This is a genomic window from Streptomyces sp. TE5632 (assembly GCF_054061295.1).
On the sequence record NZ_JBSSEA010000001.1, the window covers coordinates 268299 to 283120 of the forward strand.

Here is a 14822-nt window from a genome sequence, read left to right on the forward strand (position 1 = left end):
ATCGTCAGTGAAGCCGTCGGTCAGACCAGGTCCGCCAAGGCCCGGAGGGTGGCAACCGCCTCGGTGAGGTCGCGGACGCCGATGACGTTGAGGCCGAGGCCGAGAGCCCGCACGTCCTGGGCCTGGCGGGCGGGGACGAAGACGGTGCGGTAGCCGTTGAGGTGCGCGGTGCGGGCCGCATCGGTGACGCCGGGCAGGGTTTCGACCGCCCCGCTGAAGCCGTTCAGTTCGCCGAGGAGGACGATCTGGCTGAGCACGCGCGGGTCGAGCTGGCCGCCGGCGCCGAGGATGGCGCAGGCGGTCGCGAGGTCGAGCGTGCCGGCCACGTTGTGGTGGTCGGCGATCCGGGCGACCAGCATGCCGCTGGGGAAGGTGAAGCCTCCGGCCTCCATCGCCCCCCGGATCCGCGCGTGGGCCGTGCTGTCGTACGGGTGCCAGCCGATGATCTGGAAGCTGTCCGGGCCGGGCGTCAGTGACACGTCGACCGGCACCACCCCGCCCTTGGCGGCGCCGTACGCGGAGACGGAGACGAGGGCCAGGCCGTCGGTGTTGCTGTTCGGGGCCAGAGCGAAGTCGGGGTTGCCGGACGCCCACCGCAGGCCGCCGAGGAAGCTGTCGAGGGCCTCGGTCGCGGTGGCGCCCTGGACGATGTCCACCTGGCCGAAGGCGTCGCCGGTCTCGACGCCCAGCTCCTCGACCACCCTCTGCCGACGGGAGAGGTCGGTCGGGGCGGGCGCGATGTCCCACAGGGTGTAGCTGGCGGCGTCGAGGCGGCCGATGATGATGAAGTCGCGGGCCTGGGTGGCGGTCATGGCTGGCTCCCTGGTGGTTGGTGGTGTGTCGCGCATTCATCCTTCCGCAAGCCCACCCGGATAACCTCGTTATCCGGGTGGGTTTGGTCAAGGAATCGTCAGTGAAGCCGCAGGTCAGGCGGCCAGGTCGTAGCGGCTGATCTCCTCGCCGGTGATGCACTCGGCGAGCAGGCAGATCAGCACCTCCGAGGCGTTCGGGGTGACCGCGTTCCCGAGCTGACGGACGCGGTCCCGCTTCGAGCCGAGCACCACGTAGTCGTCGGCGAAGGCCATCGCCCTCTGGATCTCGTGAGGCTGCAACATCCTGAACAGGACGTCCTCGATCTTCACGTCGCCCTGGACGAGCGCGAAGCGGTCGCGGGTGGAGAGGGCGCCGACGGGCTCGCTGACCGGGCGCGGCGTCCCGTTGCCGTAGTACGGGGCCAGGAACGGTTCCCAGGTGACGAGGGACTGGTGGCCGGTGGTGGTGAGGGTCCGCATCGGGTCGGCCAGGCTGGTGCAGTGCTCGCCGCCGTCGCCGGTGGAGCCGTTGTTCCGCATCATCATGCCCGGCATCGGGGCGGCGGCCAGGCCGTGATGGTTGCCGGAGGCGCAGACCGTCGCGAGCGGGTCGGTGACCGCGCGGACGTCGCTGGAGCCGCCTCGGATCTCGGTGATGAACGGCAGCCACGCGAGCCCTGCCTCGGCCCTGGCGGTCTGGGTCTGCATCGGCCCGTAGATCGTGCGGGCGTTCTTGCCCTCCCGGCCGTCGCAGGGGACCAGGAGCGGCGGGACCGCCAGCGCGTCGTTCTCGCGGGTGGTGCGGGTCGGCATCGGCTCCAGCAGGTCGGTGGCCGCGTCCCGCCAGGTGCCGCCGGTGGGCACCATCAGCGGGCGGGCGAACTTGTCCAGCCCGGCCTGGATGCGCCGCATCGTCTTCTCCGCCAGCGGCTTGTCACGGTCGCCGATCCGGCCGCCCGCGATCGACCAGTCGATGGCCGCCGCGGCCGGGACCGTCTCGGGCTCCACGATCTGGTGGCCGCACTTCGTGTTCGGGCACCGGTAGTCGTACTGGCTCTTGTACCGGCCCATGTCGACGCCCGGCTTCCGGAACACCTGCCGCGCCTTGACCATCTGGTCGCAGCTGGTGCAGAACGCCGAGGGCGCCAGCCACTTCTCGAAGTTCGGGTTCCGGCCGAGGCTCTTGTGCCAGTAGACGAGGTACAGGCGGTCACGGGACTGCGGGGCGCGGTGGACGCTGCGCGGGTCGGCGTGCATCGAGTTCAGCGCGACCAGCCTGGTCCGGTAGCCCATCTTGTGGAACTCCGCGATCCAGCGGTCCCACTCGGCCCACTGCCGGACGTCGACCACGTTCTCGACGACCCCCGCCTTGACCAACCCACCGCGCTCGATGACGCCCCGCAGGTAGAGCGGGATCTCCTCCATCAGCGCCCGGCTGGCCTCCTCCTCCGCGGTGGGGCCGCTGTCACGCTCGTCGGCCGTCTGGAACTTCTCCTCCTCCAGCTCCGCGTACAGGTCGAGGAGGTCGCCCTGGACGGCCTTCGCGAAGTTCCGCTTTTTCCCCTGGGCGATACTCCATCGAGTGCACTCGGGCGAGCCCCAGTGGATGTCTGTGATCGGCCAGGCCCAGACCGGGGCCTTGCGGATGTCGCCGATGTAGTGGGCGACGCCGGGGAAGTTCCGCTCGTGGCTCTCGATGGCCTTGCGCCAGTGGTTGGCGGCCCGGGTGACCTTGACGTTCGGGACGGCGTCCGCGCCCTGGGTGGAGCCGCCGGCGCCGCAGAACCAGTCCATGACGCTCAGCTCGGTGCCGTCATGCTTGTACGTCTTGGCTCGCCGGCGGCGGGCGTACGTCTGGGCGCCGCTGTCGGCCGAGGCCATCGTGCGGGTGGTGGTGGAGATGTAGGGCATCGGCCGCTCCGTTCCGAGTGGGTGGGTGTTACGTCCTCGATCATTGACCCGACCCGCCGGGGCAACCTCGTTATCCCGGCGGGTTTGGTCAAAGAATCGTCAGGAAGCCGCTGCTCAGAGCGCCTCGGGCTGGAACGGGATGAGCGGCATCAGGTCGTTCGAGAGCGCGTACCAGCACCAGTCGTGGCCGCCGACCGCGTACCGTCCGGCCTTCGGCTGGAGGACCTGGATCGCGCCCTCCCGCCACTCGCTGCCGAGGTACATCCACGAGACGACCAGCACGACCGCGTGCCCGGTCTGGTCGACGGTGCCATCGATGACGTGCACGGTGTCGGTCGAGCCGTGCCCGTAGCGGGCGGCCTCCGCCTGGGTGTCGGCGGCGATCCGGTGGACGGTGTCGAGGTCGAACCACGGCTTCACGAACCCGTCACGCTGGTCGTCGGGGTCCACGAGGGCCGGGTAGCGATCGCGGTCGTTCGCGCAGACCATGACCTCCACCAGCGGGCGCGGCTCGTGGGCCGCCTCGGCGGGGCGCGGCTCGTCGAGGGTGAGGGCTGCCGCGCGGAGGAGGTCGAGGGCGAAGGCCGGCCGCCCGTCGCGGTCGTCCAGCTCGCCGCACAGCGGGCGCCAGACGTCGCGGGTGTTGTCGTTCAGGTACGCCGTCCACCCGCTCATGTCGTGCACGGCGTTCGCGGCCTCGGTCATGCCGACGGCCTGGACGAAGTCGCGCTCCTCACCGGCCATCGTCCAGTACCGGCCGGTGGGGAACAGCGAGCTGTCCGCGCCCTCGACGAGCTCGACCGCGCTCGCATCGAACGGGGCGTCGGGCTGGTGGCCGGTGAGGATGTCACGGACGCCTGCGGCGGTGACGACGACCATGACGCGGCCGAGCTGCTCGTGCGCGTCCCGGGCGCCGTTCAGGGCCTGGTCGACGGCCTCGCCGAGCGTCTTGGCGGCGGGGAGCCGGTAGGCGGAGCGGGTGGGGGTCTGGTCGGTCATGTGACGTCCTTGTCTCGTGTGGGTGGGGGCGGGGGCCGCCGGTGCGGCCCCCGCCCCCCCGGGGGGGTCATCCGCGGCAGATACAGGTGTCGCGGGAGGGGGCCGGGGTGCCGTAGAGGTCGTGGGAGAGGCGGAGGATCTCGGTGAGGAGTTGGCACCGGTCCGCGTTGTCGTCGTGCCGGTCCTGGGCGGTGAGCGTCTCGTGGAGCCAGGGGGCGAGGAGTTCCATCGCCTCACGGGTGAGAGGGAAGGTGTCTCCGGCCTGGGCCTTCTCCTCGATGGCGGTGTTGGTGGCCATGTCGGGCTCCCTTGGTTGTGGTGGGTGGTGACACCTTCTTCATTGACCCCACCCACCGGGGTAACCTCGTTAAACCGATTGATTTGGTCGAAAAATCGGCAAGGAAGCCGCAGGTCAGGCCGCGATGCCGAGCCAGTGGGGGCCGCTGGCGGTCAGGTCGCTGCCGAGTGCGGCCTGCAGGGCGGCGTCGGCCTCGCCGAGCGTTTCGGTGTCGAACGGGCCGCCGTCGCCGAGGTGCAGCTCGGTGCTGCCGGCCGTCACACCGACGATGCGGGGTGCGCCGTTGGCCTCGAAGAGGACCGCGGTCGCCTCGGGGGCCAGCCTGCGCAGGATCTCGCCGATGCCGGGCGCGGCTTCCTTGAGCGCCAAGGACTGCTCGCGGAGCATTCCGCAGTCCTCGCACCGGGGGACGTGCCAGTTGCAGCCCTCGCCGCACAGGCACCACCAAGACGCGTAGTCCCACGCCCATTCCCAGCCGCCGATGCTGTACCGGCCCTCCTCGTCGGGCTCGATGATGAGGGTGGCCGCCTGGGCGCCTGCCTCTTTCAGGTACGCCCATGAGACGCGCATGACGACCGCCAGCGGGTTGCCGTCGCGGTCCGTTTCGTCGACCTCCGTGACGTGCACGGTTTCGACGGAGGTGGCGCCGCACTCCTCGGCCTGCCGCTGGGTCTGGGCGGCCAGCTCGCGGACGGCGTCCAGGGTGAAGCTGGGTGAGACGAAGCCGTTCCACAGGTTGTGCGGGTCGACCCTGGCGTCGAACGGGCCGAGCGTGTCGTCGATGCAGACCCTGGTCTCGATGCTCCGGAGCCGACAGGCCACCCTGCGGATCTCGGCAGGGTCGCGGCGGCCCTCCCACCGGCCGTCTTCGTCTTCGAGCTCGTCGGCCAGCGTCTGGCACATCTGCTCGTACAGCGCCTTGCGGTAGGGCCTGCTGCCGTCCAGGCGGCTGGCCCGCCATGCCTTGTCCCAGGCGTGCCTGTCGAAGCGGGCCGTGGGCGGCAGGCCGGCCGCCACCTGAAGGCAGGCCCTGCGGTCCAGGAGGGCGCGGCCTTCGTTGGGGGTGCCGAGCTCGTCGACTCGGGCCTGGACGATCTGGGCGACGAGGCCGAGCGCGCCTGCCAGTTCGGACTTGCTGACTTCCGGGGTCGTGCTGGTCATGGTGCTTGCCTCTCGTGAGGTGGGTGAGGGGGCGCCCCGCCCGGCGGGCGGGGCGCCGTGGGCTGTGCGGGTCAGGCGGTGAAGAGGGCGAGCCACTCGTCGGTGCGGGCGGGGAGCCGCTTCTCGCCCGCGAAGGCCATCTCGTCGTCGATCTGGCGGGCGAGCAGCTCGAACCGCTCCGGGGTGAAGTCCTCGCCCCGCTCCAGCGCCTGGGCCAGGGAGTGGGCCTTGATGGCTGCCTCCCTCATCGCCTCCTTCTCGTGTCCGAAGGGCATGAGGTCGGCGCGGGCTCCGGCGACCGTGCCGTAGCCGGTGAGGCGGGCGGCGGTCTGGGCGGTGGCGGTGGTGATGGTGGTGATGGTGGCCATGTCGGGCTCCCTTGGTTGGGGGTGAGTGGTGACACCTTCTTCATTGACCAAACCCACCCGGGTAACCTCGATGAGCTGTTGGATTTGGTCAATGAAGCGTCAAGGAAGCCGCAGGTCAGGCCGCTGCGAACAGGTCGAGCTGGAGCGGCTGGCGCTGGTGCCAGCCGTGGGTGGGGAGGGGGCCGCCGGGCTCGGCGTCCAGGCGCAGGAGGACGGTGCGGACGTTCGTTCCGGACGGGGCGAACGCGTCCTCGGGGAGCTTGACGGTCTCGCCTTCGGCGTCGGCGATCAGCTTGCGGAAGTCGGCTGCGGCCCGGTCCTGGTGCCAGGTGATCGACTCGGGCATGACGGCCACGAGGGTGCCGCCGTCGCGCAGGAAGCCGAGAGCGTGCATGACGTGCCCGATGGCGTTGGAGAACGGCGGGTTCATCAGGATGCGGTCGTACGGCTCGTCGATGGCGAGCGGGTCGAGGTCGAGGAAGTCGCCCTGGATGACCTGGCGGGCAATGCCCAGCTCGCGGAGGACGTGGGCGCGGCGGGGGTCGATCTCGACGCAGTCGACGAGGCCCATCTGCTCGGCGGCGGGCTTGGCGAGCGAGCCGATTCCGGCCGACGGCTCGAGGACGGTGTGACCGACCCGGATGGAGGCGTGCTCCAGCATGTCGAACACGACGGCGGGCGGTGTCGGGTACCAGCCCTGTTCGAACTTGCTGGGCCACTGGCCGGCGGCGAGGCAGGCCCGCAGGAAGTCCTCCACCGGGAAGGGGAAGACGTGCGCGCGGACCGCCTTGCGGCCGTTCCACCGGCCGCCGATGTCTTGGAGCATCACGTTCACCCGCTTGTACAGGACGGGCGCGAGCTCGAAGGGGATCTGTACGCGGTCGCCTCGGATGACGGTGCGGGGGTCTGCGAGGACGGCGTGGACGTCGGTGGGGATCTGCATCGGGCTCTCCTTCGTGCGTGCGGGCATGACTGGGGGCGCCCCGCCCGCCGAGGCGGGGCGCTGTGGGTGGTGGGGTGGGTCAGGCGGTGGCTGCGGCGGCCTCTTCGGCGTCCTGGACGTCGAGCGCGGCGCACTGGATGTAGTTCTCGGTGGCGAACTCGCCGTTGCGGATGCGGGTGAGCATGTCGGCCTGGCCCTGCGGGCTGAGCTGGGCGACGTAGTAGCCGCTTTCGCAGGAGAGGGCTCCGCTGTCGACCATGCTCTGGCCGTCGCTGGAGAGGTTGCGCAAGGCGAGGCGGTTGAAGACCCGGGCCCAGTGGACTCCGGCCATGGGGCCGATCTCCTCGGCGGTGTATCCGGCGTCGATGAGGAGGCCGAAGATCCGGGCCGCGGTCGTCGGGGTGACGCCGGGCTGGTTGATCTGGTCGGCGATCTGCTGGGCGAGGCGGGCGGGGAGGAGCTTGGCGGTGGCGGTCATTCGGTCCCTCCGGGGTGGGTGGTGGGGTGTGACACCTTCTTCATTGACCCCACCGGCCGGGATAACCTCGCTTCACCGGCTGATTTGGTCAAAGGATCGGCAAGGGGGCCGCAGGTCGGGCGGGCATCTTGTCGGCCAGGGGGGCGGGGCGCCCCGCCCGGCGGGCGGGGCGCTCGAGGCCGGCGGGTCAGAAGCCGGTGGCCTCGTCCCTCCGGATGGCCTTGGCGTAGCGCTCGGCGTGGCCCGCGTCCTTGAAGCCGCCGCGGGCCCAGCGGGCGGTCAGGAGGTCCCGGTTCTCCGGGCTGAGTCGGGCGACCTCCCTGGCGAAGCCGTGGGGGAGGTCGCGGGCTCCGGCCTGCTGGGTGAAGTTGGTGGTGGCGGTCATTGCCGGCCCCTTCCGGTGAGGTGGTTGGTTACACCTTCTTCATTGACCAAACCCACCTGGGTAACCTCGATAACCTGAGAAGTTTGGTCAAGGGTGGGGCAAGGGGCCCGCGTCGGCAGGCCCCTTGCGCCCGCTACTCGGTGACGGCCTCCGCCGCCAGCTTGGCGGCCATCTCCTCGCCGCTCATCCGGCCGGTGACCTTGTCGTACGGGAGGGTGCTCGTGCGGTTGCCGAGCTGGTTCTCGCGGTTGTACACCTGGGCCCGGAAGTCCACCGACTTCGGGACGGTCAGCGTCTTCGGGTTGACCCGGAGGACCAGGTACAGGCGGCCTCCGGTCTGGCAGTAGTCACCCGGTGTGAAGTCTTCCGGCTGCCAGACCTTCGCGCCTTCGGCTTCGGCCTGCTCGATGTGGGCCTCCCACTCGCGGATCTGCTCGCAGACGTCGAGGTGGTCGGCGTCCAGCCGGGTGAGGCTGTCGACGAGCGCCTCGGGGTCCACCGGCTCGCTCCTCGCGGCCCGCTGGACGGCGGCCTCCATCTGCCGCTCGATGCGGCCCCGGTCGGCCCGCAGCCGCTCCAGCCGGCGCAGCGTCGTGCCGACGTCCTTGCGGCCTTCCTCGAAGGTGGCGGCCGCGTCCGCGAGGCCCCGGCAGCGGTTGGCCTCTTCCTCCTCGGCCACGGCCTGGCCGCACATCTTCCGCGACCGCTCCAGGTCCCGCAGGTGCCTGCTCGCCGAGTAGTGGTCGACCTTCACCGGCTCGCCCATGTAGCTCGCCGCGATGCGTCGGCCCTTCGCCCACTTCGCGTCCGAGGACTCCTGCAGGCGTTCGGCTCGCGCGCCCAGCCGCTCGGCGCGCGTGCCGGCCCGCTGGTAGCGCTCCTGCTCGGCTTCCCGGAAGGGGCGCCGTACGGTCTCGTCGATGGAGAGGGTGACCGCGTGCTGTTGGGCCTCCAGAGCGGCCTGTGCGCCTCGGATCCGGCGCATGTCGGCCGCTCTGTCCCGGGAGCCGCGCAGGTAGATGTGGCCGACGGTGCGGGCGTAACGGAAGCCGTGCGGGTTCAGCAGCTCCAAGACGCCGTCGCCGGGCTCCGAGCCGCGGATCAGCGTCCCCTCGGCCCTCGTGTGTTCGATCGTGATGTCTGCCATGCCGGGTTTCCTCCTGGGTGTGTGGTCGGCGGGCGTCGTCAGGCGGTGAAGCTCTTCTCGTGGCCGTCGAGGTCGGCCACGCAGTCCCCGCGGTCCCCCTGGCAGACGGGCGCGCCGCAGCAGTAGGTGTCTCCGTTGGTGAGGAGGCCGGCGGGGCGGACGCTGTGGCGGCCGCAGTAGGCGCAGTGGGCGCGGCTCGGGCCGGGGCAGCCGACCGGGGGGCGGGCAGGCGAGCGGGCGGGCATGGGTCTCCTTGCCGGGTTGAGAGGGAACCGGCCCGGCGGGCGCCGGGCCGGTGAGCGGGGGGGGTCAGGAGGTCAGGCCGGCGTTCGCGGTGGCGCGGCGGGCCGCGTGGCGGTTGCGGTAGCCGAGCGCTTCCCGCGGGGAGGCGAAGGCCGGGACGACCTTCACGCCGGTGAGGCCGCGGGCTCGCAGGCCGGCGGCCGCATCGTCTGCGGCGGCCTGGGTGGTGTGCCCCTTGGAGACCTGCGGGCTGCTGTCGGCGTCCCGGTAGTAGACCTCCCAGTCGCGGGGCGTCGGGCCCTGCTGGTCGAGCTCGGCGCGGGCGGCGAGGCGGGCGTCGGCCCACTCCCGGATGAGGGCCGTTCCGGCGGCGGCTGCCGCTTCGCCGGGGGCCTTGCCCTCAGCGAGTCCGGCGGTGAAGCGGGCGGCGATCATGCGGGTCGCGCTGGGCCGGGTGAACGTCTCGACCAGCTCGCCGAGGCCGAGGTGCGGGAACGACTCGTGGAGGGAGAGGGCGGCGAAGGCTGCGACCTTGCCGATGGCCTCGCCGAGGTCTTCGGCGGTGAGGGTGGTGGGGGTGGCGTTCATTGCTGCCTCCGCGGGGTTTGTGGTGGTTGGTGACATCTTCTTCATGCTCCGAACTCTCTGGGTTACCCTCCCTATCCAGGCGGATTTGGTCAAAGGATCGTCAGGGGAACCGGCCCCCGGCCCGGCTGGCGGCCGGGCCGGGGGCGGTTCGGTCAGTCCTCGACCAGGCCGCTGGTGTCACCCAGGAAGGACTGGACGCCCTCGACCTCCAGGCGGTTGGTCTCGTTGGTGAACTGGCAGGTGCTGGAGCCGGGGGTGCGGGTGAGGAGCTGGCTGATGAGCCGCTTGCGGAGGGTGGTGAGCGCCTTCTCGAAGCCGACGGTCTCGGCGTCTTCGAGGAGCACCCGGTAGGGCAGCGCCCGCGCCGCGACCTCCGCGACCTTGCGCATCGCGCTGGGGCTGACCTCCCGAGTGAAGTCGGCCAGCGTCTCGGCGAGGGTGGCGCGGGCGGCCTTCTCGGCGTTGATGACGAGGTCGGCGCGGTGGGTGAGGATCTGGGCGAGGTTGGCGTTCATGGCTGCCTCCGTGGGGTTTGTGGTGGTTGGTGACATCTTCTTCATGCTCCGGATCCCTCGGGTTACCCTCCCTATCCAGGTGGATTTGGTCAAAGGATCGTCAGGGGTTCCGGCCCCCCGGCCCGGCCGCCAGCCGGGCCGGGGAGCCGGCCGCTGTCAGGCCACGCAGTGGGGAACCACGATGGTGCGGATGTAGTAGTGGCGGGCCCGCCGGTTGACACCCAGGAGCCGCACCTGCGCGACCACCGGGGCGATCTCGCCGGCGCGGAGGGCGCGGACGATGGCGAACACGCCGTCGTGGACGACCAGGGAGCCGGTGGCCGTGTCAGGGTTGCCGCTCTCGAAGAGGGGGCGAAGGGCGATGGCCTGCCCGGCCAGCTCGTCGGCCAGCTCGGTGGCGGAGAGGAGGGTGGGGGTGATGGTGGCCATGTCGGGCTCCCTGGGGGTTGTGGTGGTTGGTGACATCTTCTTCATTGACCAAACCACCTCGGGTAACCTCGTACTGCCGATTGATTTGGTCAAGGGATCGGCAAGTATGCCCAGGTCACCAGCGGGACCCAGGCGGCGCGGGCGGGCACGGGCAATGGGAGGGGTGCGGGCGACCGGGCGACGGCCGGAAGGGCTCCCTACGGCGTGAGCAAGCGGCCCGGCCCCGAGAGGGTCGGGCCGGGAGCGTTCAGTGGAGGCGGGTGGCGGCCAGCGCGGCGTCCACGATCCGGATGGTCTCGGACCAGGTGGCCTCGGCGTACGCGCTCTCGCTGCCGCCGTACCCGTAGCAGCCATCAATGAACGCCCCGCCCTCGCCCTCCGGGGGGAGGCGGACGACCCAGGTGTCGCAGCCGCGGGTGATCTCGGTGGTGAGGCCGAGGGTCGTGCGCTTCCAGCTGGTGGCGCCGGCGGCCGCGGTGAAGATGGCGGTCAGGGTGGTCTCGGGGATGCTGGCCATGTCGGGCTCCCTGGGGTTGGGGTGGTTGGTAACATCCTCTTCATTGACCAAACCACCCTGGTTAACCTCGGAATGCAGATTGATTTGGTCAAGGGATCGGCAAGGGAACCGGCCCCCCGGCCCGGCTGGCGGCCGGGCCGGGGGCGGCCGCTGTCAGGCGGGCAGGTGGGAGGCGCCGAGGTCGGTCAGGTTGACCGCCTGGCCATGGAAGAGGCTCGTGGAGGGGTCGACCTCGGCCCAGCCCTCGCGCTCCAGCACGTCGAGCGTGTCGGCGTAGATCCGGCCGTGCTCGCTGGAGATGCGGATCGGGTCCTTCATGCCGAACTGGGTGCGCCGGACGCCGCCCTTGGCGATCAGCTCCATGGCCTTGCGCTGCGCGGGGGTGGGGGTGGCGCGGCGGGCCGGGGTCGGCGGCTCGGGGGTCGCGGCGGGCCCCTGGGGGGCGTTCAAGGCTTCGACCAGGTATTCGGTGTCTCGGAGGAACCGGCGGACGCCGTCCCACTTGAGCCGGTCCTCTTCGTTGACGATGGCGCAGCTCGACGAGGGGGACATGGTGTTGACGAGCTGGCTGGTGAGGCGCTGGCGGAGCTGGAGGAATGCCTGCTCCTCGCTCTCGGACTCCTGGTCCTCCATCAGCATCCGCCAAGGCATGGCGTCCGCCGCTGCCCTCATGGCCCTGCGGATGGCCTGGGGGGTGAGGGCCTGAGCCGCGTTGCCCGCCTCGCTGGCGAGGGCTTCGCGGGCCTTGATCTCGCTCTCGATGCGCTCTCCGGCGAGGGTGGTGAGGATGCCGATGATCTTGTCCTGCATGGTGCCCTCCGTGGGGGTTGGTGGTGGTTGGTGACATCTTCTTCATTGACCAAACCGCCTCGGTTAACCTCGGTATCCAGATTGATTTGGTCAATAGATCGTCAAGTGTGCCGGTCAGGCGGTGGCGAACAGGCCAAGCTGCTCCGGCGTCTTCTCGTCTGCCGCCAGCGGCGGCAGCTCCTCCAGCGGCCGCTGCCTGAGGTCCGGCAGTACCGGCTTCGGCTGCGGGCTGGCCGCGTCCGCCCGCAGCTCGGCCACCACCTCCGGGTCCAGGCGGTGCCGCTCGATCTCTTCCTCCGTCGGAACCCAGCCGGCCGGCCGCCGCTGGAGCCGGTAGTGGACGTCGTGGACCTTGGCCCAGGCCGCCCACATCCGATCCTGGCTGTCTTCCCAGGCCATCAGCCGAGCGTGCGCCTCCTGGAACTCCTTGCTGGCCGCTTTCCGCTTCGCCTCCTCTGCGGCGGCCTGCTCGGCGAGCCGCCGGGCCTGCTCGCCTCCGAGGAGAGGCGGCAGCTTCTGGCATTCCTCCTCGCGGTTCATCTCCACCGGCTTCGGCCGCCACCGCTTCCACACCATGACCGCCCGGCGGCCGTCGGCGGTGACCCGGACGGGCCGCCGACCGAGCTGGTCGGCGTTGCCGACCGTCAGGAACCCGGCCTTCACCAGCGGGCTCAGGCGGTGGATCGAGACGGCGCGGCCAGCGGTGCCGGGGAGGTCCTGCACCCGCAGCTCGCCGTCCGTGCGCCAGTACAGCCGCCCGGCCGCCGCGGCGACGGCGAGGTCGGCGTGTCCGGCCGACCAGTGGAGCGCCTTGGCCTGCCGACGCTGGAGCCGCTCCTCCTGCGGGTCCTCGGCGGGCGGGGCGGGCTCGTCGACCGGCCCGGCCTCCTCCGGCTGCTCGTCGGCCGCCTGCTCGGCGTCGGCCGCCGCGGGCTCCTCGGCCGGGGGCTCCGGCTCGGGTGCGGGCTGCTCACCGGCCGGCTCGGCCTGGTCCGGCTGCAGTTGCTCGGGCGCGGCCTCGGCGGGCTCGATGGCGTGGACGATGCCGTGAGCCACGCCGCCGCTCCACCTGCTCCCCCGGTACTGGAAGCCCTCCCCCGCCAGATAGCGGGTGACCTCCTCCAGCAGCGGCCGCGACCACACCGCCTCGGTGTACTTCTTCCCCTCGGGCGCCTGGATGGTGACCGGCTGGCGCAGCTTGTGCGGCTGGCCCTTGCCGTCGAGGAACGTCAGCCGCGCCTCGGTGGCATCCCACCGGCACTCCACCTTGACCTTCTTCGGGACCTTCGGGTCGCTGCGCTTCTTCGGCTTCCGCTTCGCCGCCTGAGCTGCGCGGACCTCGCTCGCGGGCTGCGCCTCGTGGGCCTGCCATGCCGACTTCGTGCCGGGCACCTTGCCGTCGGCGAGGAAGGCGAGCATCGCCGCCTCCGGGCACCGCGCCTCCACCTTCGTGTAGTCGAGGCCGATGGTCCAGGTGCTGCCGCCGTCGGTGGCGTCCTCCAGCGTCATCACCTGCTTGGGCATGATCCGCAGGTTCCACGCGATCGACAGCGTCTTGGGGTTGACCCGCTGCGCCTGGTACCACGTCCTGTCGTACATCGCGAAGTCGCCGGGGGCGAAGTCGTCGGCCTCCCACAGCTTCACGCCGTCCTGGCGGGCCTTCTCGACCACTTCCTCCCAGGCGGCGATCTCTTCGTTCAGGTCCTCGATCCGGCGCTCGTACCGGCCCGCGTCCCGGCCCGCGGCCTTCTCCTCGTCCCGGTAGCGCTCCTGCTCGCGCAGCTCCGCGCCGAGCTTCTCCAGCCGCCGCCGGGTGCGGTTGGGGTCGTAGCGGCGCCCCTCGTACTTCTCGGCGGCCTCCGCGCGGTGGGAGTAGTGGGCGGCCTTCCCGCGCTCCTCGATCGACTTCCGCATATTGCTGTCGCTGCGGGCGATGGCGCGGCGGTGGCCGCGCTCGCTGTGGTGGCCGACGAGGATCGGCTGGCCGGGCTCGATGCCGTCCAGCGCGCTCAACGCCGCCTTGTGGCGGGCGTCGGAGTTGCTGGCGGCCCGGGCGGCGCGGTCGCCGAACCGCTCGGCGCGGCCGTCGGCCCGCTCCAGCCGCTCCGCCTCAGCCTCCGCGAAGCTGCGCCGGCGGCCCTCGTTGATCTCGATGGTCACCTCCCACCCGGCCTCGCGCAGTGCGGCAGCCGCGCGGTCGATGCGCCAGCGGTCGGCCTCCCGGTCGCGGGAGCGCTGGATGCCGAGCATGCCGAGCGAGCGGAACGACCGGAAGCCGATCGGGCGAACGATCTCGTACACGCCGTCGCCCTTGGTGGAGCCGTCGAGCAGCGTGCCCTCCGCCCGGGTGTGGCTGATGGTGAGCGAGCCCTTCGAGGCCGGGGGCTCCTCGCCCTCTTCCGGCTGCGCCGTTTCCTCGAGGACCGCCGTCTCACCGGCCGGCTCCTCCGGCTGCGGCTCGGGCTCGGCGGCGGGCGGGGCGGGCGGCTCCTCCCGGACCCGCTCGATGGCCCCGTTGCTGATCGTGCAGTGCGGGTGGCCCTTGTCGCTGTAGCGGACGTTCACGGTGAACGACCAGCCGCCGTCTTCGCCGACCCAGCGCTCGATGTCGTCGGCGTGCGCGGCGACTACTTCGTTCGCGTGCCGGGTGAGGACGAGCACGTACGTACAGACGCGCTCGCCGTTCTTGTACTCGCCCTCAACACGGAAGTCCTTGCCGCGGCCCTGGCTGAGGTCGAGCCGGCGCAGTGCGCGGGCGATGGCGATGGTGGGGGTGTGGGCGGTCTTGGTGACGGCCATGAAGCCTCCTTCGGGAATGCGGGCGGCCCGGCCCCCGAGGGGGCCGGGCCGGGTGGTCAGTGGATGCGGGTGGCGGCCATCGCGGCGTCCACGATCCGGATCGTCTCGGGCCAGGTGGCCTCGATGTACTCGCTGGTCTCGCCGCCGTAGCCGCTGCTGCCCGCGATGTAGGCCTTGCCTGCGTCCTGGGGAGCGCGGACGGTCCAGGTGAAGCCGCCGTGGCTGACCTTGGCCTGGAGGCCGAGGCTGTTGCGCTTCCAGCCGGTGGCGCCGGCGGCCGCGGCGAAGATGGCGGTGATGGTGGCCTGGTCCATGCTGACTCCCTGGGGTTGGAGTGGTTGGTGACATCCTCTTCATTGACCAAACCACCCCGGTTAACCTCGAAGTACCGATTGATTTGGTCAATGAATCGGCAAGTA

Annotated in this window: 18 protein-coding genes; all 18 read right to left on the reverse strand. The window is 71.3% G+C overall.

The window, feature by feature from the left end; translation table 11 throughout:
- Window positions 1-20 precede the first annotated feature (20 nt).
- The 18 genes from ACVW19_RS01235 to ACVW19_RS01320 all read right to left on the reverse strand — a co-directional run bounded on the left by ACVW19_RS01235 (window position 21) and on the right by ACVW19_RS01320 (window position 14717).
- Window positions 21-812: a magnesium chelatase domain-containing protein gene (locus ACVW19_RS01235; protein WP_457455714.1), complete on the reverse strand. Its 792-nt coding sequence runs from the start codon at window positions 810-812 to the stop codon at window positions 21-23.
- A gap of 114 nt (window positions 813-926) precedes the next feature.
- Window positions 927-2723, reverse strand: coding sequence for a DNA cytosine methyltransferase (locus ACVW19_RS01240; protein WP_457455716.1), 1797 nt, complete (start codon window positions 2721-2723; stop codon window positions 927-929).
- Between the two features lie 114 nt (window positions 2724-2837).
- The gene (locus ACVW19_RS01245) at window positions 2838-3722 is read right to left on the reverse strand and encodes a hypothetical protein (RefSeq protein ID WP_457455718.1); all 885 of its coding nucleotides are present in this window, start codon (window positions 3720-3722) and stop codon (window positions 2838-2840) included.
- Between the two features lie 67 nt (window positions 3723-3789).
- On the reverse strand, window positions 3790-4020 hold the full coding sequence (locus ACVW19_RS01250; protein ID WP_457455720.1) for a hypothetical protein: 231 nt from the start codon (window positions 4018-4020) through the stop codon (window positions 3790-3792).
- Between the two features lie 114 nt (window positions 4021-4134).
- Window positions 4135-5181: a hypothetical protein gene (locus ACVW19_RS01255; protein WP_457455722.1), complete on the reverse strand. Its 1047-nt coding sequence runs from the start codon at window positions 5179-5181 to the stop codon at window positions 4135-4137.
- Window positions 5182-5252: 71 nt separating this feature from the next.
- The gene (locus tag ACVW19_RS01260) at window positions 5253-5549 is read right to left on the reverse strand and encodes a hypothetical protein (protein WP_457455724.1); all 297 of its coding nucleotides are present in this window, start codon (window positions 5547-5549) and stop codon (window positions 5253-5255) included.
- A 115-nt stretch (window positions 5550-5664) separates the two neighbouring features.
- Window positions 5665-6492 (reverse strand): class I SAM-dependent methyltransferase, encoded by an 828-nt coding sequence (locus ACVW19_RS01265; protein WP_457455725.1) that lies wholly within the window; start codon window positions 6490-6492, stop codon window positions 5665-5667.
- A 79-nt stretch (window positions 6493-6571) separates the two neighbouring features.
- Complete coding sequence (locus ACVW19_RS01270) at window positions 6572-6970, reverse strand: hypothetical protein (RefSeq protein ID WP_457455727.1); 399 nt, start codon at window positions 6968-6970, stop codon at window positions 6572-6574.
- 187 nt (window positions 6971-7157) lie between these two features.
- On the reverse strand, window positions 7158-7355 hold the full coding sequence (locus ACVW19_RS01275; protein ID WP_457455729.1) for a hypothetical protein: 198 nt from the start codon (window positions 7353-7355) through the stop codon (window positions 7158-7160).
- 133 nt (window positions 7356-7488) lie between these two features.
- The gene (locus ACVW19_RS01280; protein ID WP_457455731.1) at window positions 7489-8502 is read right to left on the reverse strand and encodes a DUF3560 domain-containing protein; all 1014 of its coding nucleotides are present in this window, start codon (window positions 8500-8502) and stop codon (window positions 7489-7491) included.
- Between the two features lie 38 nt (window positions 8503-8540).
- Window positions 8541-8747: a hypothetical protein gene (locus ACVW19_RS01285; protein WP_457455732.1), complete on the reverse strand. Its 207-nt coding sequence runs from the start codon at window positions 8745-8747 to the stop codon at window positions 8541-8543.
- A gap of 64 nt (window positions 8748-8811) precedes the next feature.
- Window positions 8812-9333 carry a hypothetical protein gene (locus ACVW19_RS01290; RefSeq protein WP_457455734.1) on the reverse strand — a complete coding sequence of 174 codons (522 nt, stop codon included), beginning with the start codon at window positions 9331-9333 and terminating at the stop codon, window positions 8812-8814.
- Window positions 9334-9485: 152 nt separating this feature from the next.
- Window positions 9486-9848, reverse strand: coding sequence for a hypothetical protein (locus ACVW19_RS01295; RefSeq protein WP_457455736.1), 363 nt, complete (start codon window positions 9846-9848; stop codon window positions 9486-9488).
- A gap of 156 nt (window positions 9849-10004) precedes the next feature.
- Window positions 10005-10277 (reverse strand): hypothetical protein, encoded by a 273-nt coding sequence (locus ACVW19_RS01300; protein ID WP_457455738.1) that lies wholly within the window; start codon window positions 10275-10277, stop codon window positions 10005-10007.
- 247 nt (window positions 10278-10524) lie between these two features.
- Window positions 10525-10794 carry a hypothetical protein gene (locus ACVW19_RS01305; protein WP_457455739.1) on the reverse strand — a complete coding sequence of 90 codons (270 nt, stop codon included), beginning with the start codon at window positions 10792-10794 and terminating at the stop codon, window positions 10525-10527.
- A 153-nt stretch (window positions 10795-10947) separates the two neighbouring features.
- The gene (locus ACVW19_RS01310; RefSeq protein WP_457455741.1) at window positions 10948-11604 is read right to left on the reverse strand and encodes a hypothetical protein; all 657 of its coding nucleotides are present in this window, start codon (window positions 11602-11604) and stop codon (window positions 10948-10950) included.
- Between the two features lie 114 nt (window positions 11605-11718).
- Window positions 11719-14403: a DUF3560 domain-containing protein gene (locus tag ACVW19_RS01315; protein WP_457455743.1), complete on the reverse strand. Its 2685-nt coding sequence runs from the start codon at window positions 14401-14403 to the stop codon at window positions 11719-11721.
- Between the two features lie 56 nt (window positions 14404-14459).
- A complete protein-coding gene (locus ACVW19_RS01320; protein WP_457455745.1) occupies window positions 14460-14717 on the reverse strand; it encodes a hypothetical protein in 258 nt (85 codons plus the stop codon).
- Window positions 14718-14822 lie beyond the last annotated feature (105 nt).

Coding starts and splice junctions, on each gene's coding strand:
- ACVW19_RS01235 (WP_457455714.1), bottom strand. CDS start 812: ATGACCGCCACCCAGGCCCGCGACTTCATCATCATCGGCCGCCTCGAC.
- ACVW19_RS01240 (WP_457455716.1), bottom strand. CDS start 2,723: ATGCCCTACATCTCCACCACCACCCGCACGATGGCCTCGGCCGACAGC.
- ACVW19_RS01245 (WP_457455718.1), bottom strand. CDS start 3,722: ATGACCGACCAGACCCCCACCCGCTCCGCCTACCGGCTCCCCGCCGCC.
- ACVW19_RS01250 (WP_457455720.1), bottom strand. CDS start 4,020: ATGGCCACCAACACCGCCATCGAGGAGAAGGCCCAGGCCGGAGACACC.
- ACVW19_RS01255 (WP_457455722.1), bottom strand. CDS start 5,181: ATGACCAGCACGACCCCGGAAGTCAGCAAGTCCGAACTGGCAGGCGCG.
- ACVW19_RS01260 (WP_457455724.1), bottom strand. CDS start 5,549: ATGGCCACCATCACCACCATCACCACCGCCACCGCCCAGACCGCCGCC.
- ACVW19_RS01265 (WP_457455725.1), bottom strand. CDS start 6,492: ATGCAGATCCCCACCGACGTCCACGCCGTCCTCGCAGACCCCCGCACC.
- ACVW19_RS01270 (WP_457455727.1), bottom strand. CDS start 6,970: ATGACCGCCACCGCCAAGCTCCTCCCCGCCCGCCTCGCCCAGCAGATC.
- ACVW19_RS01275 (WP_457455729.1), bottom strand. CDS start 7,355: ATGACCGCCACCACCAACTTCACCCAGCAGGCCGGAGCCCGCGACCTC.
- ACVW19_RS01280 (WP_457455731.1), bottom strand. CDS start 8,502: ATGGCAGACATCACGATCGAACACACGAGGGCCGAGGGGACGCTGATC.
- ACVW19_RS01285 (WP_457455732.1), bottom strand. CDS start 8,747: ATGCCCGCCCGCTCGCCTGCCCGCCCCCCGGTCGGCTGCCCCGGCCCG.
- ACVW19_RS01290 (WP_457455734.1), bottom strand. CDS start 9,333: ATGAACGCCACCCCCACCACCCTCACCGCCGAAGACCTCGGCGAGGCC.
- ACVW19_RS01295 (WP_457455736.1), bottom strand. CDS start 9,848: ATGAACGCCAACCTCGCCCAGATCCTCACCCACCGCGCCGACCTCGTC.
- ACVW19_RS01300 (WP_457455738.1), bottom strand. CDS start 10,277: ATGGCCACCATCACCCCCACCCTCCTCTCCGCCACCGAGCTGGCCGAC.
- ACVW19_RS01305 (WP_457455739.1), bottom strand. CDS start 10,794: ATGGCCAGCATCCCCGAGACCACCCTGACCGCCATCTTCACCGCGGCC.
- ACVW19_RS01310 (WP_457455741.1), bottom strand. CDS start 11,604: ATGCAGGACAAGATCATCGGCATCCTCACCACCCTCGCCGGAGAGCGC.
- ACVW19_RS01315 (WP_457455743.1), bottom strand. CDS start 14,403: ATGGCCGTCACCAAGACCGCCCACACCCCCACCATCGCCATCGCCCGC.
- ACVW19_RS01320 (WP_457455745.1), bottom strand. CDS start 14,717: ATGGACCAGGCCACCATCACCGCCATCTTCGCCGCGGCCGCCGGCGCC.